26 protein-coding genes and 1 pseudogene are annotated in these 25031 nt (G+C 66.2%); 15 read left to right on the forward strand and 12 right to left on the reverse strand.

Going from position 1 to position 25031, the window contains the following annotated elements; genetic code table 11:
• Window positions 1–3 precede the first annotated feature (3 nt).
• The 3 genes from H8F27_RS02600 to H8F27_RS02610 all read right to left on the reverse strand — a co-directional run bounded on the left by H8F27_RS02600 (window position 4) and on the right by H8F27_RS02610 (window position 1353).
• Window positions 4–378 carry a YidH family protein gene (locus H8F27_RS02600; protein ID WP_197151046.1) on the reverse strand — a complete coding sequence of 125 codons (375 nt, stop codon included), beginning with the start codon at window positions 376–378 and terminating at the stop codon, window positions 4–6.
• Entirely contained in the window at window positions 375–761 is a 387-nt protein-coding gene (locus tag H8F27_RS02605; RefSeq protein WP_197151047.1) for a DUF1622 domain-containing protein, read from the reverse strand. Before H8F27_RS02605 ends, H8F27_RS02600 begins: the two co-directional genes overlap by 4 nt.
• A 103-nt stretch (window positions 762–864) precedes the next feature.
• Window positions 865–1353 (reverse strand): Fur family transcriptional regulator, encoded by a 489-nt coding sequence (locus H8F27_RS02610; protein WP_370594459.1) that lies wholly within the window; start codon window positions 1351–1353, stop codon window positions 865–867.
• Between the two features lie 68 nt (window positions 1354–1421).
• Here H8F27_RS02610 and H8F27_RS02615 point away from each other — a divergent pair, with 68 nt between their 5' ends.
• Genes H8F27_RS02615 through H8F27_RS02630 form a run of 4 tightly spaced genes read left to right on the forward strand, consistent with a single transcriptional unit; the run spans window position 1422 to window position 4544 of the window.
• On the forward strand, window positions 1422–2342 hold the full coding sequence (locus H8F27_RS02615; RefSeq protein ID WP_197151048.1) for an NAD(P)-dependent oxidoreductase: 921 nt from the start codon (window positions 1422–1424) through the stop codon (window positions 2340–2342).
• On the forward strand, window positions 2339–2971 hold the full coding sequence (locus H8F27_RS02620) for a PliI family lysozyme inhibitor of I-type lysozyme (protein WP_197151050.1): 633 nt from the start codon (window positions 2339–2341) through the stop codon (window positions 2969–2971). The genes H8F27_RS02615 and H8F27_RS02620 overlap by 4 nt, the downstream gene beginning before the upstream one ends.
• A 37-nt stretch (window positions 2972–3008) precedes the next feature.
• Entirely contained in the window at window positions 3009–3470 is a 462-nt protein-coding gene (locus H8F27_RS02625; RefSeq protein ID WP_197151052.1) for a hypothetical protein, read from the forward strand.
• Window positions 3471–3491: 21 nt separating this feature from the next.
• Window positions 3492–4544: a methyltransferase domain-containing protein gene (locus tag H8F27_RS02630; RefSeq protein WP_197151054.1), complete on the forward strand. Its 1053-nt coding sequence runs from the start codon at window positions 3492–3494 to the stop codon at window positions 4542–4544.
• A 131-nt stretch (window positions 4545–4675) separates the two neighbouring features.
• Here H8F27_RS02630 and H8F27_RS02635 read toward each other — a convergent pair whose 3' ends face one another.
• Window positions 4676–6406, reverse strand: a complete 1731-nt coding sequence (locus tag H8F27_RS02635; RefSeq protein WP_197151055.1) for a mechanosensitive ion channel family protein — start codon at window positions 6404–6406, stop codon at window positions 4676–4678.
• 104 nt (window positions 6407–6510) lie between these two features.
• Window positions 6511–6900, reverse strand: coding sequence for a hypothetical protein (locus tag H8F27_RS02640; protein ID WP_197153679.1), 390 nt, complete (start codon window positions 6898–6900; stop codon window positions 6511–6513).
• 65 nt (window positions 6901–6965) lie between these two features.
• Between H8F27_RS02640 and H8F27_RS02645 the strand changes: the two genes are divergently transcribed.
• On the forward strand, window positions 6966–8024 hold the full coding sequence (locus tag H8F27_RS02645) for an AAA family ATPase (protein WP_231596477.1): 1059 nt from the start codon (window positions 6966–6968) through the stop codon (window positions 8022–8024).
• Between the two features lie 365 nt (window positions 8025–8389).
• Window positions 8390–9112, forward strand: a complete 723-nt coding sequence (locus H8F27_RS02650) for a hypothetical protein (RefSeq protein WP_197151057.1) — start codon at window positions 8390–8392, stop codon at window positions 9110–9112.
• Between the two features lie 59 nt (window positions 9113–9171).
• Here the strand turns inward: H8F27_RS02650 and H8F27_RS02655 are convergent, their stop codons facing one another.
• From H8F27_RS02655 to H8F27_RS02670, 4 genes are read right to left on the reverse strand one after another with little or no spacing between them, the layout of a single operon-like run.
• Window positions 9172–10125, reverse strand: coding sequence for a lysylphosphatidylglycerol synthase domain-containing protein (locus tag H8F27_RS02655; RefSeq protein WP_197153319.1), 954 nt, complete (start codon window positions 10123–10125; stop codon window positions 9172–9174).
• Window positions 10126–10157: 32 nt separating this feature from the next.
• On the reverse strand, window positions 10158–11369 hold the full coding sequence (gene larC / locus H8F27_RS02660; RefSeq protein ID WP_197153320.1) for a nickel pincer cofactor biosynthesis protein LarC: 1212 nt from the start codon (window positions 11367–11369) through the stop codon (window positions 10158–10160).
• Window positions 11366–12010 (reverse strand): hypothetical protein, encoded by a 645-nt coding sequence (locus H8F27_RS02665; RefSeq protein WP_197151058.1) that lies wholly within the window; start codon window positions 12008–12010, stop codon window positions 11366–11368. Before H8F27_RS02665 ends, larC begins: the two co-directional genes overlap by 4 nt.
• A 23-nt stretch (window positions 12011–12033) precedes the next feature.
• Complete coding sequence (locus H8F27_RS02670; protein WP_197151059.1) at window positions 12034–12777, reverse strand: hypothetical protein; 744 nt, start codon at window positions 12775–12777, stop codon at window positions 12034–12036.
• A gap of 84 nt (window positions 12778–12861) precedes the next feature.
• On the opposite strand from H8F27_RS02670, the gene H8F27_RS02675 reads away from it, so the two are divergent.
• Window positions 12862–13677, forward strand: a complete 816-nt coding sequence (locus tag H8F27_RS02675) for a lipopolysaccharide assembly protein LapB (protein ID WP_197151060.1) — start codon at window positions 12862–12864, stop codon at window positions 13675–13677.
• On the opposite strand, the gene H8F27_RS02680 is transcribed toward H8F27_RS02675, so the two are convergent.
• Window positions 13631–13996 (reverse strand): hypothetical protein, encoded by a 366-nt coding sequence (locus H8F27_RS02680; RefSeq protein WP_197151061.1) that lies wholly within the window; start codon window positions 13994–13996, stop codon window positions 13631–13633. The two genes, H8F27_RS02675 and H8F27_RS02680, sit on opposite strands and share 47 nt — an antisense overlap.
• A gap of 57 nt (window positions 13997–14053) precedes the next feature.
• On the opposite strand from H8F27_RS02680, the gene xth reads away from it, so the two are divergent.
• Window positions 14054–14887 carry an exodeoxyribonuclease III gene (gene xth / locus H8F27_RS02685; RefSeq protein ID WP_197151062.1) on the forward strand — a complete coding sequence of 278 codons (834 nt, stop codon included), beginning with the start codon at window positions 14054–14056 and terminating at the stop codon, window positions 14885–14887.
• A 199-nt stretch (window positions 14888–15086) separates the two neighbouring features.
• On the opposite strand, the pseudogene H8F27_RS02690 reads toward xth, so the two are convergent.
• Window positions 15087–16221, reverse strand: a pseudogene (locus H8F27_RS02690) (IS5 family transposase).
• Window positions 16222–16274: 53 nt separating this feature from the next.
• Window positions 16275–17747, reverse strand: a complete 1473-nt coding sequence (locus tag H8F27_RS02695) for an FAD-linked oxidase C-terminal domain-containing protein (RefSeq protein WP_197151065.1) — start codon at window positions 17745–17747, stop codon at window positions 16275–16277.
• 185 nt (window positions 17748–17932) lie between these two features.
• On the opposite strand from H8F27_RS02695, the gene hemL reads away from it, so the two are divergent.
• From hemL to H8F27_RS02730, 7 genes are all read left to right on the forward strand, one after another.
• A complete protein-coding gene (hemL, locus tag H8F27_RS02700) occupies window positions 17933–19171 on the forward strand; it encodes a glutamate-1-semialdehyde 2,1-aminomutase (protein ID WP_231596626.1) in 1239 nt (412 codons plus the stop codon).
• A gap of 11 nt (window positions 19172–19182) precedes the next feature.
• Entirely contained in the window at window positions 19183–20394 is a 1212-nt protein-coding gene (locus H8F27_RS02705) for an ABC transporter substrate-binding protein (protein WP_197151067.1), read from the forward strand.
• Window positions 20395–20550: 156 nt separating this feature from the next.
• Complete coding sequence (locus H8F27_RS02710) at window positions 20551–21660, forward strand: ABC transporter substrate-binding protein (RefSeq protein WP_231596478.1); 1110 nt, start codon at window positions 20551–20553, stop codon at window positions 21658–21660.
• An 11-nt stretch (window positions 21661–21671) separates the two neighbouring features.
• Entirely contained in the window at window positions 21672–22604 is a 933-nt protein-coding gene (locus tag H8F27_RS02715) for a branched-chain amino acid ABC transporter permease (RefSeq protein ID WP_197151070.1), read from the forward strand.
• A gap of 5 nt (window positions 22605–22609) precedes the next feature.
• Window positions 22610–23518 carry a branched-chain amino acid ABC transporter permease gene (locus tag H8F27_RS02720; RefSeq protein ID WP_197153322.1) on the forward strand — a complete coding sequence of 303 codons (909 nt, stop codon included), beginning with the start codon at window positions 22610–22612 and terminating at the stop codon, window positions 23516–23518.
• The gene (locus H8F27_RS02725; RefSeq protein WP_197151071.1) at window positions 23515–24279 is read left to right on the forward strand and encodes an ABC transporter ATP-binding protein; all 765 of its coding nucleotides are present in this window, start codon (window positions 23515–23517) and stop codon (window positions 24277–24279) included. The genes H8F27_RS02720 and H8F27_RS02725 overlap by 4 nt, the downstream gene beginning before the upstream one ends.
• Window positions 24276–25004, forward strand: coding sequence for an ABC transporter ATP-binding protein (locus tag H8F27_RS02730; protein ID WP_197151073.1), 729 nt, complete (start codon window positions 24276–24278; stop codon window positions 25002–25004). Before H8F27_RS02725 ends, H8F27_RS02730 begins: the two co-directional genes overlap by 4 nt.
• Window positions 25005–25031 lie beyond the last annotated feature (27 nt).

Here is a 25031-nt window from a genome sequence, read left to right on the forward strand (position 1 = left end):
AGCTCACCCGCCGAATGCGACCAGCGCCAACGCCGTCACCCCGATCAGGGTGATCAGCACAGCGGTGGCTGCCGCCAGCTGGGGCTTGTCGCGGTAGACGTAGTCGTCGTGCTGCAGGCGGCGCAATTCGCGGCGGTACTGGACCGTGGCGCCCGCCATCGCCAGCACTCCCGTGACCACAAAGGCCGCGGCTACCAGCTGGACTCCCCGCTGGGCTTGCAGCTCACCTCCGGTCAGGGCGCGATCGATCGCAGCAATGATCTTGTCGAGACCGAAGCCGAAACTGATCAACGACAGACAGGTGCGGATCCAGGCCATCAGGGTGCGTTCGGCCGCATCCCGGTTGCGTTGCTTGGCCAGTTCGTTGGTGAGATTCATGGGCGCCCCTGCGGGCTGAGGGATCGATGGGATGCTTCGGCCTCCAAATCACGGGCCAAGAACACATTGAGCAAGGTGCGGATCACGGCCACCACGCCCAATTGCACCAAATGGGCTCCGGTGGGGGAAGTGGAGGTGGCGACGATGTCGGCCCCTAGCTGAAACTCCAGAGCCATCGCCAACCAGCTGCCAAAGGTGAGCCTCACCGCCTGAAAAGCACTGGGGCCACGCCGCCGGGCACGCCAGGCCTGGCGCAGGGTGATCAACAAACCAAGCACCACCGTGGCGAGCGAGAAGGCCTCAAGCACGCTGCGCAGGGCCATGGCCAGGGCCGCCAGGCCCTGATCAAAAACAAGCAAAAAGCCGGGCTCGGAGCTAGGCATCGATGGCCGCTGGCAAGCCTGGGTGCATTGGCTGTCCCAAACTAAGGAGCCCTGCCGATGCCGTCAGCTGGGCTGACGCATTTGCAAAATCCTGCGCGAGCCCCTACGCCGCCGCCGCACAGCTGGGACAGAGGGCCCGCACATTAAGCACACATTCCAACAAGCGGAAACCGTGATGCCCCGCAGCCTGCTCCCCGGCCTGAAGCACCGCCGGGGTCTCGAATTCCTCAGTGCGGCCGCAGCGGACACACACCAGATGGTGATGGTCGCGGTGGGCGTCACTGGCCAGCTCAAAGCGGCGCCCACCCTCGGGCAGCTCCAGCTCCTGCAGCAGCCCCATGGAGCTCAGCAACCGCAGGGTGCGATACACGGTGGCGAGCGACACCCGCTCCTCGCTACGCAGCAGGCGCTGGTGCACCTCTTCAGCACCCAGGTGGCTACCTTCACCAATGCGCTCAAACAGGGCCAACACCCGCTGCCGCTGGGGCGTTAGCCGCTGACCGCGATCGTGCAGGCTGGTGCGCAGGCCATCCCCACTAGCGGGAAGGGTTGGGGGGGGAAGCTGGGCTCCAGGGCTGAGTCGGGCAGTCAAAGGATGATCCCAGGCTTCTCAACAATAGGCGCAGTTGCGAAGAACTGATGTAGTTGCGAAGAGGTGCCATGAGTAAACCCCGGGCCGTCTTTCTCGATGCCCTCAGCTTGGGCCCGGTAGACCTGGCTCCCCTGGAGCGTCATGTCGAGCTGGTCTGCTGGCCGAGCACCCAGCCGGAGCTACGCCTGGAACGACTGCAGGGAGCCGCGATCGCGATCACCAACAAGATCCGGCTGGATGGGGAGCTGTTGCGGCAACTGCCCCAGCTGCGGCTGATTTGCGCAGCCAGCACCGGCACCGACCAGATCGATGGCCAGGCCTGCAGCGAGCTCGGCATCGCCGTGCGCAATGCAGGTCGCTACAGCACGGCCTCGGTGGTGCAGGTGACCTGGGCGTTGATCCTCGAGCTGGTCTGCGATCTGCAAACCCGGCGGCGCCAGGTGCTGCAGGGCGACTGGCAACGCAGCCCAGTCTTTTCGCTGGTGGAGCCGGAATTCGACGAACTGGCCGGCCGCACGCTCACGGTGGTGGGGGCCGGCACGATCGGCCGGGGCGTGGCCGCCGTTGCGGAGGCCTTTGGGATGGAGGTGCGGCTGATCACCAGCCGCAGCAGCGCCGGCGAACTCGAAGCGGCCCTGCGCCAGGCAGATGTGCTGAGCCTCCATGCCCCCCTCACACCGGCGACCCGGGGCCTGCTCAACGCCGAGCGGCTGGGCTGGTTGAAGTCCTCGGCGGTGCTGGTGAATCTGGGCCGGGGCGGCCTGATCGAGCTGCCAGTCCTGGTGGAGGCCCTAAGGAGAGGGGCATTGGCCGGAGCTGCCCTCGACGTGCTCGACAAGGAGCCCCCAGGCGACGAGTTGGATGCACTTAACGAGGTGCCAAATCTGATCCTGACCCCCCACATCGGCTGGGCTTCCCGCCAGGCCCGCCAGCGGTTGGTGGCCGCCCTGGCCGAGGCGCTGGAGAGCGAAATCGGGAGCTGGGGATGACAGGCCGCAGCAGGGCACCAACACTGCAGGGAGTTCACGCCCCTGCCATGACCCACTCCTATCCGCGCCTGCTCGGTTGCGTCATTGCCGCGGCCGTGGCCAGCGGTGGAGTATTCACCGCCCTGGCAGCACCCGCCAACCCCACTCGGGCCTCCCTACAGGGCGTCACCTTCACGGTGAGCAGCCAGGGGGAGGGCTCGGTGCGGCAGCTCACCATCGCCACCAGCGGTACCCCCCGGGCGATTGCCCCGATTCGGCAGGAAATTCTCGGCAGCGTCAGCGGCGTGGAGGTGGCCGACCTCGATGCCAACGGACTGCCCGAGGTGTACGTGTTCATTACCAGTGCCGGCAGCGGCAGCTACGGCTCGGTAGAGGCTTGGGCCCTGAACAAGGGGCGCCGCTCACTCTCCACGATTCACCTACCGGAGCTCACTGGCAAGGCGGCCGAGGGCTACCAGGGCCACGATGAATTCGCAGTGGTGGAGCTCAGCCTGGCCCGCCGATTCCCGATCTACCGCCCTGGCGATAGCAATGCCAAGCCCACTGGGGGCACCCGCCAGATCAGCTACAAGCTGGTACCGGGGGAGGCGAGCTGGCAGCTCAAGCCGGTGCGGGTCGACACCTATTGAGATGGCCGGCCGTGCCTGGAGGCTGCTGGCAGGGGGTTTGCGCGCCACCCTGCTGGGGGTGGCGACCCTGCAGCCCCTGGGGGCCCATGCCAGGGGCGACAAACTGCAGGAGGCCATCGCCGCCTTTGAGCAGCGGGGCTTTGTGATCCGCCGGGAGCATCCCCGCTGCGCCGAGCCCCAGCTCTTCGGGTTGTACGTGCGCGGCCGGCGGGAGGTGGTGGTCTGCCCGAAGGGCAACCAGCTGGAAACCCTGCTGCACGAGGGCTGGCATGGGGTTCAGTCGCTGTGCCTGCGGGGCGCCCCCCTGGTGGGCAGCGATGCCCTGCTGCGGCAGCTGGGGCGCCGGGACCGGCGCGAGCTGCAACTGCTCTATCGCCCCGACCAATGGCAACGGGAGGCGGAGGCCCGGGTGATGGCCCGCGAACCCCTGGGGCGCTACCTGGAGGCCCTCAATCGGGCCTGCGCCGTCCCCACCTCCCAGCCAGCGCAGGCAGAGTGAAGGATCTCACCGTTCGCTGCCATGCCCACCCAAGCCGCCGTCCAGGCCTATTACGGCAAAGAGCTCACCGGCACGGCCGACCTCAAGACCAGCGCCTGCTGCGATGCCGATGCGGTGCCTGCCTGGCTGCGGCCGCTGCTGGCCCGGATCCACCCCGATGTGCTGGCGCGCTACTACGGCTGCGGCCTGGTGTGCCCGCCCCTACTGGAGGGCTGCCGCATCCTTGATCTGGGCTGCGGCACCGGCAGGGACGTCTACGCCCTGGCCCAGCTGGTGGGGCCCAGCGGCTCGGTGGTGGGCGTCGACATGACGCCGGAGCAGCTGGCGGTGGCCCGCGAGCACCTGGCCTTCCACGGCGAGCAGTTCGGCTACGCCAACGTGTCGTTTCTGGAGGGCACGATCGAAGGCCTCGATCAGCTCCCCCTGGAGCCCGGCAGTTTCGATGTGGTGGTGAGCAACTGCGTGCTCAACCTCTCCACCAACAAGGCGGCGGTGCTGCGCGGCGTGAAACGGCTGCTCAAGCCCGGCGGGGAGCTGTACTTCTCGGATGTCTACGTGGATCGGCGCCTGCCGGAGGCGGTGCGGCGCGATCCGGTGCTCTACGGCGAATGCCTGGGCGGAGCCCTCTATTGGAACGACTTCCTGCGCCTCGCCAAGGGCAGCGGCTTCCCCGATCCGCGGCTGGTGACTGACCGGGAGATCCAGATCACCGAGCCGGCCCTGGCTCCCCTGGTGGGCGAAGCCCGCTTCTACTCCGCCACCTATAGCCTGTTCCACATCGCCGAGCTGGAGGATGCCTGCGAAGACCACGGCCAAGCCGTGATCTACCGGGGCACGATCCCCCACTACCCCCACCACTTCGACCTCGATAGCCACCACACCATCGAAACCGGTCGGGTTTTCCCGGTCTGCGGCAACACGTTCCGGATGCTGCAGGCCAGCCGCTTCGCCCCCCACTTCAGCTTCTTCGGCGACTTCAGCCGCCATTTCGGCCTGTTCCCTGGCTGTGGCAGCAGCCTGCCCTTCACGGGGGGCGGCTCCTGTGAAGCCGCTGACAACGCCAGCTGTTGTTGATGAAAGACGCGCTGCAGGCACGGCTGTTTTCGGGACCGGCCCTCACCCCAGTGCTCGACAGCCGCCAACCACCAGCCACCTCGCCGACAGAACAACCCAGGCCCTAGACGGCTCGCAACGGTGGACAACGATCACAGGTTGGGGGTAGTGGTTCCGTTGGCCAAGGCAATGCCCTGCTCTTGGAACGCCACCACCAGGCGCCGCAGCAGGGCACGCTGCACCTCCCACTGCTGCCCCGCGCGGGTGGTGAGCACCACGCTCAGCTCAATCGCCTGCGGCGTGACCTGTTTCACGCCGCGCACCCATGGCGGCGCCAGCAACTTGCCCTTCCAGAGGGGATCCTCGCCAAAGCTGCCGCATCGCTCCGTGAGCACCGCCAGCGCCTGCTCCAGCTGGTGATGCTGCGGCGAGAGAGGGATCAACACCTCAGCGCCAGAGCGAATCTTGGTGTGATTGATCAGCTGCTGCGGCGAGCTGTTGGCGAACTGCACCGCCCGCTGATCGCTGGTGCGCAGCTCCGTCACCAACAGGCCCACATCCACCACTTCGCCCACCACGCCATTCACTTCCACCACATCGCCCACGGCGTAGTGGTCATCGAGCAACGCCACTAGGCCCGCCACGCCATCGCGCAGCAGCCCCTGAAAGGCAATCGCCAAACCACCCAGCAAAGCGCCGCCAGCCAACCAGGCTCCGAGGGTGAGCTCCCGAATCCCGGGCACATCCGCCAGCACCAACACCACCAACAAGGCGATGCAACCCAGATCGATCAAGCGGTGGCTGGCCTGCCTGAGATTGAGGTAGCGCTGCTGCCGGCGAGCACGCTCCTCCAGCGGCACCGCCAGGGTGCTCACCCACTGCCGCAGCACAAAACGCGCCAACCAGCGCAGGGCGGCGGCGAGCAGACCCAGCAACGCCACCTTGAACAGGATCGCCGTGGGTTGCATCAACACCGTGATAGCCAGTGGGATCTGGCCGGGAACGGCTGCCACAGCCAGACCAGCCATCACCACCAGCTGCGCCAGAACAGCGATGAACAGCAGCCGCAACAGCCACTGCAGCCACCGATCCCTTGGGCTGACAATGCCGCTGCCCTGTTCTGCCGGATCGATCCGCCGCTGCAACCGGCGCCGGAGCCGCGCCCACAGCCAGAGCGTCGCCGCGCTGGTGCCGGCCAGCACCAGTTCGCCGATCAGGGTAATCTTGAGGCGCAGGGAGATCTGGCCGGCCTGTTCGGTGAAGCGGGCATGACGAAGACGCCGTTGCAGCACCTGGCGCCAGCGCTGAGCCAGCGCGCCGCGGCTCATGCCGTGCAGCTGGGCATCAGCCTCGGTGACCGTGAGCAGCTTTAGCGGCGTGGCGCGGCCCTTGATCTGCGCCCGCAGCTGCACCTGACCGTCATCATCGGTGGCTACCACCACCGTGAGATCGTCGGGCCGCCCCAGCACCGACCAGGGATCCCCACTGCAGAGCCGCTGATCCGCTGGGCCACCGAGAATCAGTCCTTCCAGCAGCGCTTCGGAGATCTGCTCGCCGCTGCTGCAGAGCGCGTGGGGTTGATAGAGCAACGTCAGGTTGCCCTCGATCACCGTCGCCCGTTGCTGGGCATCGGGGATGCCCGCATCCCGGCTCACAACCGGAGCCGCCACACTCATCACCGGGATGCCAAGGATGTGCACCGGCGCGACGTCGAAGCTGCCCACGGGCGCCGCCGCCTCCGGTGGCGCGTTGCCGGAATCCACCGCCAGGGCCGTGCCGCTGAGCAGCAGCAGGCTCAACAGCGTGATGAGCAGCAACCGCTGGAGCCCGCGGATCTTCCGATGCCACAGGCGCTCCAGGTCATCCACGGTCGATGCAGCCAAGAAATCGCCAGACGACAAGCGTGTGCATGGTGGCGCGGGGCCGCGCCCATGACACCCCCCGACTTCGCTGTACCGATCGGCGGCATGGGCGGATCAGGTGCCCCTCAGGTGCTCCACAGCCGGTCCAGCAGCCGGGCCAGCAGCCGGGCCAGCAACTCCGCCAGCAGCCCGCGGGGCAGCAGCGCCAGAGGCAGAAACCACGCCACATGGAAAAAGAACAGCGGCAGGTAGGCGGTGCAGGCCAGCAGCACCAACAGGCCAGCGCCCAGCAAATCGCTGGCGATCAGGGCGCGCCAACTGCGGTGCCGCACCTGCCACGCTGCCAGGGCCACGCTGGGGAGCCAGCCCGCCAGCAGGAGCATCTGCCCCACCTGAGCTGGTGTGAGCCCAATCCCCACCTGGCCCGATGCACGACTGGCCAGCAGCACGATCCAAGCCAGGCCAAGACCCAGCTGCAACAAGAGCCAGCGCAGGGATCGACGTTGAGGGGCCATCGCCCCATGCTGATGCAGCCCTCAGTCATCTGGGCGTCGCGGGCTACCGCTCATTGCAGCAGCTGATGCTGCCCATCGGCCAGCTCACACTCGTGAGCGGTGCCAACGGCTGCGGCAAGAGCAACCTCTACCGAGCCCTGGGTTTGGTAGCCGCCGCCGCCCGGGGAGAGCTGGTGGCCACCCTGGCCGCAGAAGGGGGATTGGCGGCGGTGCTTTGGGCTGGTCCGGAGCGGGGCAGCCAGGGAACCAGGCTGCGGCTCGGCTTCGCGGGCGAGACGTTGTCGTACGCGATCGAACTGGGCTACCGCGCGGACGATGAGACCAGCGCCTTCCTGCTGGATCCAGAGATCAAACGGGAATGGATCTGGGCTGGCGGGGCCTTTCACCCGCGCAGCCTCTTGGTGCAGCGCAGCGGCGCCGTAGTGGAATGCTGCGGTGACCGCCGCAGCCCCCTGGCCCTGGAGGTGACGCCCCACGAGAGCCTGTTCACGGCTGTCTCCGATCCGCTCGAGGCGCCGGAGGTGTTTCAGCTACGGCGCACGATTCTGAGCTGGCGCTTCTACGACAGCTTTCGCTCCGATCGCCTGGCGCCGGCCCGGCTCTCGCGCCTCTCCACACGCACTCCTTCGCTGGCCGCAGATGGCGGCGATCTCGCGGCGGCGGTGCAGACGATTTTCGAAATCGGGGATGGGGAGGGTCTGCAGGCCGCCATCGGCGATGCCTTCCCGGGGTGTCACCTGGCGGTGGACACCAGCCAGCCGAGCTTTCGCCTCCAGCTACACCAACCAGGCCTGCTGCGCCCGCTCGATGCAGCAGAACTCTCTGATGGCACCCTGCGCTACCTGCTGCTGGCGGCGGCGCTGTTCAGCCCGCGGCTGCCGCCGCTGCTGGTGCTCAACGAGCCGGAAAACAGCCTGCATCCCGATCTCCTGCCGCCCCTTGCGCGCTTGATCGATGCGGTGGCACAGCAAACCCAGGTGTGGGTGATCGCCCACGCCGAGGCGCTGATCACGGCCCTGCAGGGAACATCGGGCTGCCGCACACTGCAGCTGGAGCGCGAGCAGGGAGCCACACTGCTGCCCGGGCAATCGGCGCTGGATCGCGCTGCCTGGCGCTGGCCGTAATAGCCAATCCGTGCTGTTCCCAAAGCGGAACACGCGAGCAGACCAAGATGCACAACGCCTGCTTCAGGGCTTTCTTCCCCGCAATGCCCAGGTGGTTGTGAGCGCCGTGCAGCTGCCCAAAAGGAGCAGAGCGCTATTGGGCAGCAGGTCAAACGGTTCGCGCGTCAAGGTATGGCGCACTGCGGGCGGTGAGGTCAAGCGATATGGCCGTGTTCGTCGCGGGAGGCGGCGAGAGGCTCCCATGCTCACGCCGGCCAAGTGCTGCTGGCCGGATTATATTGCATTAATGTTAAATCTAGACTGTGTAAAGGTGCGAGCAATGATAAATACACCTAAATTGCTGGAAGTAAAGACACAATCCTCCAATGTCTGTTAAACGCAAGTTTGGCCTGCTTGGCGCCCTCTTGATCTCCAGCACGGCCTTGGCTTTTCCCTCGCAGGCCGAAACCGTAGCCAGGGCAAATGGCCGCTGCCAGCTCAAAGAGAATGGCTATCAAGCCTATAACGGCTATTGCACGGTAAAACAAAAGCAAAATGGAGGAACCACCATTTTTGTTGTCGATCTGGAGAATGGAAATCGGTTCCGTTTCTCAGGGCCAAGCCGGCAACAACTGCACGTAGAAACCCCTTCAGGGATTGAGCAGAATGTGCTGTATGAAGACCAGGGCAACATGGGGCGCTTCAGCTGGAACGATGGCCGCTTAACCCATCAACTGGCGGTAAAAACAGACACGGTCACCAACCCAAATGCCCAGTTTGAAGACCACCACAGCAGCTCCACCGGAGCCACAGTGGCCGGAGCTGCCGTCGGCGCCTTGATCGGAGCCTTACTGTCTGGTGGCAAGCACAGCAACGGATCAACAGGCGCCGAGGGTCAGCCCGTGCCGGGGCTTCAGAATCTGGTCGGAGGTGATCCCGGCTATGTCGAGAGCCGTCTGACCTCGTCTGGATACACCTACATCCAATCCAGCCCAAGGGAAAACGGCATGGATTCCTTCTGGAAGCGCGGGGACAGCTGCGTGGACGTGCGCAATATTCTGAATCGCTACCAGTCCTTCACCTACGCCAATCCTTCCCGTTGCCGCTGAGGTGAACACTGGGAGCAGTGCAGTTAAACGGTCACAACGTGCCGATTGACAGTCCCTGGCTAAGGCTGCTGCCCATCCAGACGGGCCGTGAACGCCGCCAGCAGATCGGCGAGCGTCACCACCAGCCGGTAGCTGATCGCGATCGCCAGCAGCGGCGCTTCGGAAATGGCAAAGCCGAGGCGCAGCAGCAGCGCAGCTTCAAATACTCCAAGGCCGCCGGGGGCACCGGGCACCACCAGGCCGGCGGTCCAGGCCAGGGCGAAGCCCGCCAACCAGCCGCCCCAATTGAGGCTGTAGGAAAGATCAAAGGCCTGCACGCAGCAGGCGAAGCCGCCAAAGCGCAGCAGCACAAACAGGAGCTGGCCCAGCAGCGGCGGCCACGGATAGCCACGGATCGGCGGGGCCGCGGCCGCCTCGAGCTCCAGCCCCAGCTCGGAGGCCTTGCGGCGCTCTAGCCGGCCCAGCAGGGGGTTGAGCCAGCGGGGCCAGAGCAAGGCCAAAGGCAGCACGCCGAGCAGGGCCAGGCCGTTCTGCCAGCCACCCGCAGCCACCAGGGCCAGGGCCGCCACCGCCGCCAGCAGGGGATCGAGCAGCACCGCCGCCAGGGCCAGGCCAGCGGAAGCCGGCGCGGCCAGCGGGGCCTCCCCACCTCGCAGCAGCTGCACCCGGCTGGTGAGATGCCAGATGCCCCCAGGCAGGAACTTGCGCAGGTTGGTTTCGAGATAGGCACGCACCAGCCAGCTCCAGCGGGGGCGCAGGCCCAGCCAACGCAGAATCACCGCCAAGGAAAAGCCGTTGGCCACCAGGCTCAGCAGGCTGACTCCTACCCCCAGCAGCAGCCACAGCCAGCCCTGGCCATCCAAGCTGAGCTGGAACAGCTGGCGGCCATGGCCCACCAGGGCAGCCAGCAGAAACCCGAAGCTCAGCAGGTTGATCCACAGCTTCAGGCCGCCAGGCAGGCCCATTCCCCTAGCCCGGATGCGCTGGAGCAGGGAGTGGATCGCGGGCGGCATGCTCAAGGCTGGGAGGGTCACTGCTGGGAAGCTCACGGCTGGGAGGGGGGCAACTCGGCGTCCAACTGGGCCCGCTGCACAACGGCCCGCACCTGATCGATACCAAGTTTGTGCTGGCGCGCCAGGGCGACCAGGTCGTCGTGTTCCGCTTTGCTGCGCCAGCGGCCATCGGCCAGCTGGGCCTGCTTGAGCCGCACCGGCCCCAGGGGCGTGGCCAGCTCCAGACTGCGGCGCGGCAGCACCCAACGGCTCTGAAGCTGCTCCCGCAGTCCCAGGGTGGTGCTGTGCCGCCACCACACCGCACGTAACGCCCCAGCCTGCTCCGGAGGCAGCAGGGCAGTGAGCAGCTGGCCAGGGCGTCCTTTCTTCATGGCGATCGGCTGGCTGAACACCTCCCAGGCCCCCGCCCGCCGCAGCTCCTCGCTCAGGAAAGCCAGATCCTCGGCCGTGGCGTCGTCAATCTGGGCCTGCTGCACCAGCAAGGTCTGCTGGGCTGCGGACTCGCCAGCATGGGCCTGGGCCAGGGTGAGCCGCAGCAGGTTGGGGCGATCCAGGCTGCGGGAACCCAGGCCCACCCCTACCTGGCAGGGCACATGGGTGGGGTGGAGAGCGAAGCGGCTCGCCCAGCAGGCCACCAACGCCAATCCCGTAGGGGTGGTGAGTTCTCCGGCGGGGAATCCCTGCGCCGTGGCCAGGGGGATCGCCCGCAGGCGCGCCAGCTCCAGCACCGCTGGAGCTGGCAAGGGCAGGCTGCCGTGGGCCGTTGCCACCACGCCATGGCCCGCCGGCGGTGGCGTGCAGACCAGCTCCTCGACGCCGAAGTGGAGCAGGCCCGCACACACCCCCACCACGTCCACCAGGGCATCGAGGGCACCCACCTCGTGGAAGTGCACCTGCTCAGGGCTATGGCCGTGAACTGCGGCCTCCGCCTGGGCCAGCAGGCCAAACACTTCCAGCACCCGCTGCTTCAGCGGCTCGGGCCAGGGGGCTTCCTGCAGCTGGCGGCGCAGCTCCCCCCAGCGGCGATGGGCCGGCTGGGGCTCCAGGCTGGTGACAGCCAGATGCAGGCCGCGCAAGCCGCCGCTGCGGCGCTCCTCCAGCTCCAGTCGGTAGGCCCCAGCCAGACCCAGGGCCGCCAGCGGAGCATGGATCTCCGCCTCAGGCAGACCGAGATCCAGCAGGGCAGCCAGCAGCATGTTGCCTGCCAGGCCCGTAGCTGCATCGAGCAGGGCGAGCACCTTCAGACCCCAACAGCCTGGGGGCGGCCCAGGCGGGGGGCTGCTGCCAGCAGGGTTTCGGCCTGGGCCTGGAGCTCATCCTGGCAGCGACGCAGTTGCTGCTCCACCTCGCGCCGCGCCCGGCGCTGCTCCCGCTGGGCGGTGTCCACGTCGTGGCCGGAGAGGCCCCAGAGCCGGCCCAGCAGGGCCCGATCGTCGCTGCCGCCGACGCTCTGGCCATAGATCAGCTGTTCGGCCACCATGCCCGCCTGCAGCACCCGGCTCCAGCGACGCAGCTCCTCAGGGGGCAACTTGGCGTGGGCCGGGGGCTCCAGCTCGGTGCTGCCACTGGTGTTCAGCCCTGCCCGCAGGCAGGCAAGGGAGCCCACCAGCACCTGGCGCACCGCCATCGACTCCTGCCGTGCCACTAGCAAGTGGCCAGCTTCGTGAATGGCAATCCTGCGCAACCGCAGCTGGCCGCCTGGCAGGGCCTCGGCCAGCACATGGCCGCCACGCCCCCCGAAACGGGCCGCATCGAGGGTGAGGCTGCCCAGTCCCAGGGCCACCACCAGGGTGATCCACCAGGGCGAGAGACCCAGGGCCGGCCCCAGAATGGCTGCCAGACTCATCAGAGACACTGCCAGGCCAGCCGCCAGCGGTTGGCTCATGATCGCCGCCCCCGGCCGCCCACCTAGGTCGCCGGCCGACTGACGGCACTGCCCAGGTGCCCACTCTTTTGAGCGGAAGCAGTTTGAGGAGCCCCAGTTTGAGCGGCCCCAGTCGGGCGTCCCTTGCCTGCCTTGGCTGCCTTGCCTCCCTTGGCGGAGGCTCCATCCCGACGGCCCTTGCCGCCCCGGGTGCCGCGCTGGGCAACCGGACCGATCACCTCGAAACTTTCCAGCTGCAGGAACTGGTCCGTGCGGCGCAGGTTGAGGGCGACGAAGTGGCGCAGGTGCTCGAGGGGCACCTCACCCTTGAGTTGCAATTTGAAGGGCACCGGGCGGCTGCCATCGGGGCGGGGCATAACACGCACCTTCACCACCATGTCGCCGGTTTCGGGGCGGGTGTAGATCAGCTCACCTCGCACCGAGAAATAGTCGTCCCCCTCTGGCAGGGCATCGGTTGAGGAGCCAGCTTCCTGATCTGGAGCGAGGGTGCTTGGCTCCCACACACCCACCATCTGCAGGTGCAAACCCCCGTCCTCCCGGGAGCGGGGATAAACCACCCAGAGGTGGGGCTCCTCCAGGTTGAGGTGACGCCGCATCAGGGTGAGCAGGCGGCCCAGAACCACCGCCTCGAGCTCGGCGCCCTCGGCAGTGCGGATGATCCCCCGGGTGAGCTGCTCCGCGTCTGTAGGCACGTAGACACCTCGCACCACGCCTATGGCCCGGTACTGGGTGGGCTCGGTGACCGGAGCGATGGGATGTTCACGCATGGGTGGAGTTTAGGTTGCCCCGGTTAAGGCGGTAGGTGCAAACAGGGCGGGGCAGACTGGCTGGCAATCCCAACCACTGCGCCCATGCCGCCCGCTGCCAACCGCTCCGGGATCTGGAAGGGAATCGCCGCGGCCGCCTTGGGGCTGACTTGCATCGCCGGCGGCTGGTGGCTGGGCCAGCTGCAGAACGGCGCGGGCAACACGGATCAAGTGCGGCTCTCCCTGGAGCGGCAGGCCTCCGCTCTGCAACAGCAGCTCAACCTGGGCCAAGCCAGCCCGGGCGACCAGCAGCGGCTACTGGAGCTGCTGGTCGGCCTGGATCGCAAGCCTGAGGCCACGGTTCTGCTCGAAAGGCTGGCCGATCAGCAACCCCAAAAGTGGCCTCTAAGGCTGCTGCTGGCCGAACTGCGGCGCGACCAACAGGATCGCAGCGGCGCCGAACGGGAGCTGCGCCAGCTGCTCAACCTGCGCCCAGACCAGATCGAGGGCCTGCAGTTGCTGGCCCTGCTCCAATTGGAAACCGGCCGCAGCGCCCAGGCCCAGAAGCAACTCGAAGCAGCCCTGAGCCGGGCCAGCAAGCCCCAGCTCAAACCCCAGGCCCTGGCCATCGGCCTCCTGCTGGCCAACGTGCTGGAGAAAAGTGGTCGGCCCGCCCAGGCGGATTCAGTGCTGCTGAAGCTCGCCGCAGACTTCCCGACGGATCAGCGGCCCCTGCTGGCCCGGGCCCTGCTGCAACAGGAAGGGGGCGACCACAAAGGGGCCCAACAATCCTTGGCCCAGGCGCGAAGCCGCAGGCCAGGGCCCAGCGATCCCCGCCTGGATCAGGTGGCTGCAGAGTGGGGTCTGGCCCCTCTCAGGGGGACTTCACCGTCGCAGCCGGGGAAGCAGATTGGGAATTGAAATCCCTGAGCGCCGCATCAACCGCATCACCTGGTTGGGTCGCGTCGTCCAGGGAGCTGGCCTTACGCAACTTATTCATCAGTTCGATCGGATTGGCCGAGTCCATTAGCGATCCGCTCCGGGTGGGTCCCGTGCCGTAGTCGAGCTCCCTTTCCTGCTGGGGGCTGCTGATCGTCTGGCCGTAGCCCTTCTGCTGGGCCCTGACCGGCGCTCCCCCCGCCGCCATCCCGGCAAGCAGGGCCACACCGCTGAGGGCCATCAAGATTCTGGGGCGGATCAGGATTCTGGAGCTAGCCAGGGCGATTGCGGTTGCAGGCATGGGGAATTTAGGTCCAGCTTGCGCAGATACTCAGCCTAGTTGCTTCCTCCACAGTCCATGCGGATCGCCACCTGGAACGTCAACTCCGTGCGCACCCGCCTCGACCAGGTGCTGGCCTGGCTGCAGCAGGAACGGCCCGAGGTGCTCTGCCTGCAGGAAACCAAGGTGACCGACGAGCTATTTCCCCTAGAGGCCTTCGAGGGTCTGGGCTACGCCACGGCGATCAGCGGCCAGAAGGCCTACAACGGCGTCGCAATCCTCAGCCGCCTGCCCCTCGAAGACGTGCAGATCGGCTTTGACGCCCTGCTGCCCCACGACCCGGAATCGCCTGGCCTGAGTGAGCAGAAACGGGTGATCAGTGCCCTCATTGACGGCATCCGGGTGCTGAACCTCTACGTGCCCAACGGCAGTTCCCTCAAGAGCGAGAAGTACTCCTACAAACTCGAGTGGCTGGCCTGCCTGGGCCGCTACCTGGAAATCCAGGCCCAGCAGGGCGATCCCCTCTGCATGGTGGGCGACTTCAACATCGGCCCGGAGAGCCGCGATCTTCCCGATCCCGAGCGCCTCAGCGGCGGCATCATGGCCAGCGCCGCCGAGCGGGAAGCCCTGCAGGCCGCCCTGGGCCCACGGCTCAGCGATGTCTTCCGGGTGTTCGAACCAGCCAGCGGCCACTGGAGCTGGTGGGACTACCGCAGCGGGGCCTGGGACAGGGATCGGGGCTGGCGCATCGACCACATCTACCTCTGCCAAGAGCTGCTCGACTGCGCCACCGGCTGCGTGATCCACAAGGCCACCAGGGGCAACGACCAACCCAGCGACCATGCGCCGGTGGTGGTGAACCTGGTGTGGCCTCCAGCCCAGGACGAGAACGGGCCCGAAGAGGACTTCTGAAAATGGTGTTTGCTGAGAGCTAAGAGTTTGCGGAAAAACTGCCTGAAAGGCCGCGTTTTTCCCTCCAGAGAGCTGATTGTGCTCCGTTCGGGCTGAAATGATGCGTTTCAGCGGTTCAGAACGCCCGATTTCAGGCGTTTTGCCCCGTTGGGGCTTCCTGGAGGCCGCCTCATTGGCACACCTCTGGGCAACCACCTGTTCATGCCGCCGCCATCGCCGGTTTGAGCAGGTTGCCCAGCCGGATCAGGTTGTAGGCGATCACGTGCAGGCCAAACACCGCACTCACCTTGTCGGTGCCGCGCAGTTTGAATTGGCGCAGACCGCCCCACTGTTTGATCCAACCAAACACCTTCTCGATACCGCGGCGGGCATTGATCGACTTGGCGTAGCCCTCGTGGCGCGTGGTGCGGCCATCAATGGCGGAGCCACCAGAGCGGGCGGTGTTCTGAGCGACGTGCGGCGTCACGGCGATGCGACGCATCTCGGCGACAAAGCCCTTGGTGTCGTAGTTCTTGTCGGCACCGATGGTTTTTTGGTGGGCACCGGGGATGTCAGCCGCCATCGCTTTGGCGGCTGACATCCCCGGTACCCACTGCTTGGGTAACGCGGCAATCGACGATCAGGGCATGGCGGTTGTCCATGAGCACGTGGCCTCGGTAGCTGGGTTGAGCCGGGTGGGAATTGGACTTGCGGGCCAGCAAGGCGTCTGGATCGACGCTGGAGCGGTGGGTCTTGTTGCTGAGCTTGATGCCGCGGAAGTCACCCTTGGCCCGCTTCTTACCGGGCTTTGGAGCGCCAAAGCCCTCGCCAGGGCCTGACGACGGTGGCGGTGGGTCCTGCTGACCATCGGTCCGCTCCAGTGAGGCATGGGACGCCCAGGCCTGCAGCAGGGTGCCATCCACTGAGAAGTGTTCGTCGCTGAGTAGCGGCTTGACCTCCGGAGCACCCATCAGCTTCTCCAGGAAGCGCCCCATGACCTGCTCGTTCAGCAACCGCTCCCGATTTTTGGTGAATGTGGTGGGGTGCCAGATCGGATCATCCGGGCTCAGGCCCACAAACCAGCGGTACAGCAGGTTGTAGTGGAGCTGCTCCAGCAACAGCCGCTCCGAGCGAATCCCGTAGAACGCCTGCAGCAACGAGGCCAGCAGCAGCTGTTCTGGCGGCACCGAGGGCCGGCCTTCTGCGGCGTAGAGCGCGCAAAAGGTGGGATTGAGCCGATCGAGGGCCTGATCCGCCAGTTTCCGGATCCGCCGCAGCGGATGACTGGCCGGGATCCGCTCCTCAATCGACACGTAGGAGAACAGGGAGCCGCTGCGCTCCCGGTGACCTCGCATCTGGGCTGGGCGGTTAATCCATTTTCGCGCAGGCTTGGTTTTTCAGCAAACTCCTAAAACACCACCGCACCCTCAGGCAGGGGCTTGCCCTGCTGCCGGAGCACGGTCTGGCGCCGCGCCGATTCGCCGCAACTGCTGGGCGTGGGGAAGATCTTCCCGGGATTGGCCAGGCCGCAGGGATCGAAGGCCTTGCGCACCAGCTGCATCGTGGCCAGGTCGTCGGGGCCGTACATCCAGTCGAGGTAACAGCGCTTGTCGGAGCCCACACCGTGCTCGCCGGTGATGCTGCCGCCCACATCCACGCACAGCCTCAATATGGCTGCGCCCAGGGCCTGTACTCGCTCCTGCACGCCCACCTCCCTGGCGGAATAGAGGATCAGGGGATGGAGGTTGCCGTCACCGGCATGGAACACGTTGGCCACCGGCATACCGTGGCTGGCACTGAGCTCTTCGATCGCGGCCAGCACCCGGGGCAGGCTGCTGCGCGGCACCACCCCATCCTGCAGGTAGTAGTTGGGGAAGCGGCGACCGAGAGCGGAGATAGCCGACTTGCGGCCCTTCCAGAGCAGGTTTCTTTCCTGTTCATCGGTGGCCTGCCGCATCGTGCGCGCCCCCGCTTGCTGGCAGAGAGCACTGACGAGCTCCACCGAGGCGGACACCTCCCGCTCCTGGCCATCCAGCTCGATCAGCAGCACCGCCGCCGCATCGCGGGGGTATTCATCCACCCCGAAGTAGTCATCCACCGCCTCGATTGTGAGGCGATCCATCATTTCCATGCCGGAGGGCAGCACCCCGGCCGCTGTGACCAGCCGCACCGCCTCACCGGCCGCCTCCATCGAGCTGAAATCAGCCAGCAACACCGCCACGCTCTGGGGCGCCCGCAACAGCCGCAGGGTGATCGCCGTGGCGATGCCGAGGGTGCCCTCACTGCCGATGAAAGCGCCGCGCAGGTCGAGCTCGGCGGTTTCCTCGAGCTCACTGCCGAGCGTGGTCACCGTGCCGTCGGGCAGCACCACCTCCATGCCGAGCACATGGTTACTGGTAACGCCGTACTTGAGGCAGTGCACCCCGCCGGAGTTTTCAGCCACGTTGCCGCCGATGCTGCAGGCCACCTGGCTGGAGGGGTCGGGGGCGTAATAGAAGCCATCACCAGCCACCGCCCGGGTCACCCAGCTGTTGATCACGCCGGGCTGCACGGTGATGCGGCGATTCTCCAGATCCACTGCCAGAACCTGGCGCATGCGGCTGGTGGCGATCACCAGGGCATCGGTTTCGGCCACCGCACCGCCGGAGAGCCCCGTGCCGCTGCCCCGGGCCACAAACGGCACCTCCATCTCGTGGCACAACCGCACCACGGCGGCCACTTGCTCCGTGCTCTCAGGCAACACCACCAAACGGGGCTGGTGGCGTTTCAGGGTGAGCCCATCGCAGTCGTAGGCCAACAACTCCTGGCGGGCCGACACCACGGCAGGGGCTGGCAACAACCGCCGCAGTTGCCGCTCCAACTCTGGCCAGTTGACGCCCAAAGCACCCGTGGCATTCCCGCTGAACTTACCGGAATCGACAGGGTCCGGTTTTGAGTCAGGATGGAAGAGGTTTTTCTACCTCTGCGGATTCCGCCTTGACCTCGGCTGCCACCTCCGCTCCGGCTTCGGGTTCTGCCCTGAACACCACCCGTTCCCAGGAGATCTTCCACGCCGCCCAAACCCTGATGCCCGGTGGCGTCAGCTCCCCGGTGCGGGCGTTCAAGTCGGTCGGCGGCCAGCCGATCGTGTTCGACCGGGTCAAGGGCGCCTACGCCTGGGACGTGGACGGCAACCGCTACATCGATTACATCGGCAGCTGGGGCCCCGCCATCTGCGGCCATGCCCACCCCGAAGTGATCGCCGCCCTGCACGAGGCCGTTGACAAGGGCACCAGTTTCGGTGCCCCCTGTGCCCTCGAAAACACCCTCGCCGAGATGGTGATCGAAGCGGTGCCATCCGTTGAAATGGTGCGCTTCGTCAATTCCGGCACCGAGGCCTGCATGTCGGTGCTGCGCCTGATGCGGGCCTTCACCGGCCGCGAAAAGATCATCAAGTTTGAAGGCTGTTATCACGGCCACGCCGACATGTTTCTGGTGAAGGCAGGCTCCGGGGTGGCCACCCTGGGGCTGCCCGATTCCCCCGGCGTGCCCCGCAGCACCGCCGCCAGCACCCTCACCGCCCCCTACAACGATCTGGAGGCCGTCAAGCAACTCTTCGCCGAGAACCCGGGCGAGATTGCCGGTGTAATCCTCGAGCCGGTGGTGGGCAATGCCGGCTTCATCACCCCCGAACCCGGCTTCCTGGAGGGCATCCGCGAGCTCACCAAGGACAACGGCGCCCTGCTGGTGTTCGATGAAGTCATGACCGGCTTCCGGATCAGCTACGGCGGCGCCCAGGCGAAATTCGGCATCCGCCCCGACCTCACCACCATGGGCAAGGTGATCGGTGGGGGCCTGCCGGTGGGGGCCTACGGCGGCCGCGCAGACATCATGGCCATGGTGGCCCCGGCCGGGCCCATGTATCAGGCCGGCACCCTCAGCGGCAACCCCCTGGCGATGACCGCCGGCATCAAGACCCTGGAGCTGCTCAAGCAGAGCGGCACCTACGAGCGGCTCGATGCCATCACCAAGCGGTTGGTAGGCGGCATCCTCGAGGCTGGCCGAGCCGCTGGCCTGCCGATCTGCGGCGGCTCGATCAGCGCCATGTTCGGCTTCTTCCTCTGCGAGGGCCCGGTGCACAATTTCGAGGCGGCCAAGGCTGCCGACACCGTGCGTTTCGGCAAGCTGCACCGGGCCATGCTCGAGCGCGGCATCTACCTGGCCCCAAGTGCCTTCGAGGCAGGCTTCACCTCCCTGGCCCACTCCGACGCCGACATCGACGCCACCATCACCGCGTTCCGCGACAGCTTTGCGGCGGTGGCCTGAGCCCAGCCCCCATGAAGCGTCGTCTTGCCACCAGCCTGGCCGCCCTGCTCTCTGCTGCTGCGGCACTCAGCTCCTGCCAGGCCTCAGACGATCAGGGGCCGGTCAATCTCAGCAAGGGGGTTCCCGTTGGGGCCGTATTGGCCCTCACCGGCAATGCCAACGTCTACGGTCAGGACCAGAAAATCGGCATCGAGCTCTCCCTGGCAGCCCTCAATGCCGCCGGCGGCGTTAACGGCAAACCCCTATTCCTAAGCATCGAAGACGGGGGCAGTGCCGAGCCCAGTGCCAACGCTGCCTTCACCTTGCAGATCAACCGGGGCATGCTTGCCCTGATCGGCCCCACCCTCTCCCAGCAAGCATTTTCGGCCGATCCAATCGCCCAGCGCCGGGGCGTACCGGTGGTGGCTCCCTCGAATACCGCCACCGGCATTCCGGAGATCGGCCATTTCATTAGTCGGGTTTCGGCCCAGAGCTCGGTGATCGCGCCCCTCTCGATTGCCAAGGCCCTGCAACTCAACCCTGGCATCCGCCGGGCAGCGGTGTTTTACGCCCAAGACGACGTGTACAGCACCGCCGAGACGGTGATCTTCCAGCAGGCCCTCACAGCCAAGGGGCTCAAGCCAGTCACGGTGCAACGCACCCAGCTAAACGACCAGGACTTCCAGAGCCAGATCACCGCCGCCCTAAATCAGCAGCCCGATCTGGTGGTGCTGTCACTGCAGGCCATGGATGGCGGCAATCTGATCCGCCAGCTACGGGAGCTGGGCTATCGCGGCGCAATCGTGGTGGGCAATGGCATGAACACGCCAAATATCTACCCGATCTGCCAGAGGTATTGCGATGGCATCTTGATCGCCCAGGCCTACAGCCCGGAGCTGGCCACGCCCGCCAACCAGCGCTTTACCGCCGCCTTCGCTGCAGCCCAGGCCCGCAATCCCAAGGTCAGCCCGATCCCACCCCAGCTCACCGCCCAGGCCTACACCGCCATGCAAGTGATCGGCGAAGCGCTCGCCCGCCTCGATCGCAGCAAACCACTCAAGGGCCTCAAAGTGAGCCAGGCGCGCCGGGCCTTGATGGATGAAATCCTCGCCGGCACCTACCAAACACCCCTTGGTGAAATCCGCTTCACCCCCGAGGGCGAGGTGATCCAAAAGAACTTTTTTGTGGCCAAGGTGCGCATGAATCCAGATGGCAAGAGCGGTCGTTTTACCCTGCTGCCGTAATTCCGTATCTATCCCTTGACCATTCCCCCCACCAGATCGGGCCCGTTCTACTTCACAGCTCTGGCACTTGGTTTTAGTGGGGCTTGCGCAATCCTGGTGGGCTGCCAACCAGCAAGTGGTCCTACTTCAGGCAACCAAACCCTAATGCTGGGTGCAGTGGTCGCTCTCACTGGCAATGCCAGCCTGATTGGCCAGGACCAGCGCATCGGTTTGGAACTGGCCGCGAGCGAATTCGGTGGTCGCACCCCTGGCCTGAGCCTGCGACTGGAGGATGGTGGCTCCGACGAGCAGACCGCCACCACGGCCTTTCGGCGCTTGCTGCAGCAACCGGTGGTTGCCTTGATCGGCCCCTCCCTCTCCCAGCAGGCTTTCGCCGTGAATCCCATCGCCGATCGCGCCGGCGTGCCAGTGCTTGGTGCCTCCAACACGGCCATCGGCATTCCCCAGATCGGCCCCTTCGTCTCGAGGATCTCAGCCCCCGTGTCCAAGGTGGCGCCCCTGTCGATTCAGGCGGCCAAGCGTCTCAACCCCAAGCTGGAACGGGTGGCCGTCTTCTTCGCCCAAGACGATGCCTACAGCACCTCGGAAACCAAGATCTTCCAAAAGAGCATCCAAGCGCTGGGGCTGAAGCTGGTCACCGTGCAGCGCACCAGCACGGCTGACATTGATTTTCAGAAGCCGATTGCCGACACGCTGCAGACCAGACCCGATCTGATCGTGATTTCAGCCCTACCCAATGATGGCGGAAACCTGGTGCGCCAGCTGCGGGAGATGGGCTACGCAGGCCTGATTGCGGCGGGGAACGGCATGAATTCCCCGAACATCTATTCGGTATGCCAACGCTATTGCGACGGTCTGTTGATTGCCCAGGCTTACAGCCCTGAGGCCAAAACGGCCGTCAACCGTCGCTTTGTGCAGCTCTATCAAAAACAGCGTGGAGGCACGGCACCCCCGCAGTTCACGGCCCAGGCCTACGCCGCCATGCAGGTAATACGCGAAGCCCTGACCCGCCTCGACCGGCAAGAATCCCTCAGAAGTCAGAGCCGGAACCAGGCCCTGGCAACCATGCCCTTGCCCGAACTGCGCCGCGCCCTCAACACAATTCTGCTCCAGGGCGCCTACGACACCCCCCTGGGTGAGATCCGATTCACGCCGGAAGGAGAAGTGATCCAGAAGGATTTCTACGTGGCCCGCGTGAAGATGGACGCCAAGGGCAAAACCGGGCGCTTTGCGCTGCTGCCCAACCCATCGCCTGCCACCCCCTAGACCCAGAGCGCATGGAAGCCCTGCTGCAACTGTTGTTTAACGGTCTCTCGGTTGGGGCGGTCTATGCCCTGTTTGCCCTGGGCTACACCCTGGTGTTCTCGGTGCTGGGCGTGATCAACTTCGCTCACGGGGCGATCTTCACCCTGGGGGCCTACTTCACCTATTTCCTGATCGGAGGCGCGGTGGGGGCCAATGGACTGGTGGCCGGCCTGCAGCTGCCCTTTGCCTTGCCCTTCTGGCTGGCCCTACCACTGGCGGGCATAGTCGCCGCCGCCGTGGCCCTGCTCCTGGAACGCATCGCCTTTCGGCCCCTGCGTGAGCGGGGCTCCGATCCCCTGCTGGCCCTGATCACCAGCCTGGGGGCCGGGGTGATTTTGGTGAACCTGATCCAATTGCTGGTGGGAGCCGAGAGCTATTCCATCCCGGTTGAAACGCTTGAGTCGCTCCCTGTGGCTCTGAGCATCGCCGGTGCCAAGGTGCGCACCGTGCAGGTGATGCTGCTGGCCATCGCCGGCCTGCTGCTGGCAGCCCTTTCGATCTGGATAGACGGCAGCCGCAGCGGCAAGGCCCTGCAAGCCGTTTCCGAAGACCCGATCACCGCCCAGCTGCTGGGGATCAACAGCGGCCGCATGATCCAGATCGCCTTCGGGATCAGTGGCTTCCTGGCCGGTGTGGCCGGGGGCCTGGTGGGGTTGAGCGTCAGCATCGCCGGGCCTTACTTCGGCATTGGCTACGGGCTCAAGGGGCTGGGGGTGCTGGTCCTGGGCGGGCTCGGCAGCGTGCCTGGCGCCGTGCTGGGCGGCTTGATCATCGGCCTGGCCGAGGCCTGCGTGCCGGCCGAACTATCGGGCTACAAAGATGCGGTCTCCTTTGGCTTCCTGTTCCTGGTGCTGTTGATCAGGCCCCAGGGTCTGCTGGGCCGCCCCCAGGCCACCAAGGTGTGATCAGCATGGATGCCGGCCTGCTCGAACAAATGCTGCTGGGGGCCCTGCTGGGCCTATCGGTGTACCTGCCCCTGCGCTGCGGCCAGCTCTCCCTCGCCACCCCTGGCTTCTTCGCCATTGGCGGCACGGTGGCAGCCCTGCTCTCGACGCGGGTGCCCGCCCTAGCCGGCAGCGGCAGCACCTACCCGATCACTTCAGTTTTGCTGGAGATGGCCCTAGCAGCCCTGCTCACCGGCGTACTGGCCCTGGGCCTGGGCCGGGTGGTGCTGCGGCTGCGGGGCATCTACCTAGCCATCGCCACGATCGCCCTGGTTGAGATTCTGCGGGTTGTCACCCTCAACCTGGAATTCACCGGCGGAGCCCTGGGCATCTTCGGCATCCCCCAGCCCTTCGCTAGCGCCGCTGGCTACGCCGCCTTCACCCTGGCGCTGCTGGCGCTGATCTGCTGGCTATGCGACCGGCTCGAAAAGACCAGGCCCGGCCGGGCCATGGCCGCCATCCGCGACGACGAACTGGCCGCCGCCAGCCAGGGCATCAACACCGCCGACACCAAGCTGCTCGCCTTTGTGCTCAGCGGCCTGGTGGCGGGGATCACCGGTGTTGTGGCAGCCCACTTCTTCAACTCCTGGAACGCCAAACTGGGAAACTTTGACGCCAGCATCACCACCCTGGCTTTCGTGGTGTTCGGCGGCTCGCGCACCTGGCTGGGGCCGGTGTTTGGCGGCCTGCTGCTCACCGCCTTACCGGAACTGCTGCGCCCGGTCGGCGACCTGCGCCTGATCGTCTTTGGCGCCGTGATTCTGGTGGGTCCCCTGTTCTTTCCCCAAGGAGTGATCACCCCGGCGCTGTTTAAGACGCTCAAGCGACTAATGCGGCGCACCCCCACCCCAGCAGCGCAGGGAGGAAGACCATGAGCCTGCTTCAGGTTGAGGATGTGGGGGTGCGCTTCGGCGGCCTGCAGGCCTTGCAGGGTGTCGATCTAGAGGTGCAGCAGGGAGAGATTTTTGGCCTACTTGGCCCCAATGGTGCCGGCAAGACCACCCTGTTCAACGTGATTTCTGGCCTCACCGCCGCCAGCAGCGGTCGCGTGCGCTGGCGCGGGGCAAGCCTTGATGGGCTCAGCAGCCACCGCATTGCCCGCCTTGGCATCGCTCGCACCTTCCAGAATCTGCGCCTGTTCAGCTCGCTGAATTGTCTCGACAACGTTCTGGTTGGCATGCATCAGCACGGCCGTCAGCCGCCCCTGGCGGCCCTGCTGCAAACCCAGGCCTTTCGCCGCCGCGAGGCCCAGCTGTATCAACAGGCTCAAGAGCTGCTTGCCCTATTCCAGCTTGAAGCCGCTGCCCACCAAAACGCCGCCAGCCTTTCCTACGGAAACCGGCGCCGCCTGGAGATGGCCCGGGCCCTGGCCAGCCGCCCCCAGCTGCTGCTGCTCGATGAGCCGGCCGCTGGCATGAACCCCTCAGAGAAAGATGAGCTGCGGGAACTGATCCGGCGCATCCGAAACCAGTTCAAGCTAACGGTGCTGATCATTGAGCACCATGTGCCCTTGATGTTGGGTCTTTGCGACCGGCTGGCAGTGCTCAACTTCGGCCAATGCATCGCCCTGGGCAGCCCAGACCAGGTGCGGCGCGACCCGGCCGTGATCGAGGCCTATCTGGGCGGTGGCGCATGAACGGTCCCCAAGCGCCCCTGCTCGAACTTCGCAACCTGGTGGTGCGCTACGGCAGCATCACGGCCCTGCATGGCATCAATCTGACGGTGCAAGCCGGCGAGCTGGTGACCCTGCTGGGGGCCAATGGCGCCGGGAAAAGCACCACCCTGCGGGCCATCTCCGGCCTGATTCACCCTGCCGGCGGCGAGATCCTCTGGCATGGCGGCTTGATCAATCGACTGCGCACCGAGCGCACCGTGAAGTTGGGCATCAGCCACTGCCCGGAAGGTCGTCGGGTGCTCAGCCGCCAGTCGGTAGCCGACAACCTGGCCCTGGGCGCCTGGTTGCGCCAGGACAAAGCCGCAATCGCCAGAGATCTGGAGCGCTGCTACGCCCTATTTCCCCGCCTGGCCGAGCGCCGCAGCCAGCTGGCCGGCTCCCTTTCCGGCGGCGAGCAGCAGATGCTGGCCATCAGCCGCTCCCTGATGGCCAGGCCCACCCTGTTGATGCTGGATGAGCCGAGTCTGGGATTAGCGCCCCGGCTCGTAGCCGAGGTGATGGCCGCCCTGGCCCAGCTGCACCGAGATGGGCTCACCATTTTGCTCGTAGAGCAAAACGCCCAGGCCGCCCTGACCATTGCCGATCGGGGCCTGGTATTGGAGGCAGGAAGCATCAGCGCCGGCGGCCGCGCCGCACAACTCCTGGCCGACGACAGCCTCCAGGCCTCCTATCTAGGGGCGAACTGACTATTGGCGAACTGAGCAGGGGCAGCT

Source organism: Synechococcus sp. CBW1108, assembly GCF_015840335.1.
Classification (GTDB): Bacteria; Cyanobacteriota; Cyanobacteriia; order PCC-6307; family Cyanobiaceae; genus Cyanobium_A.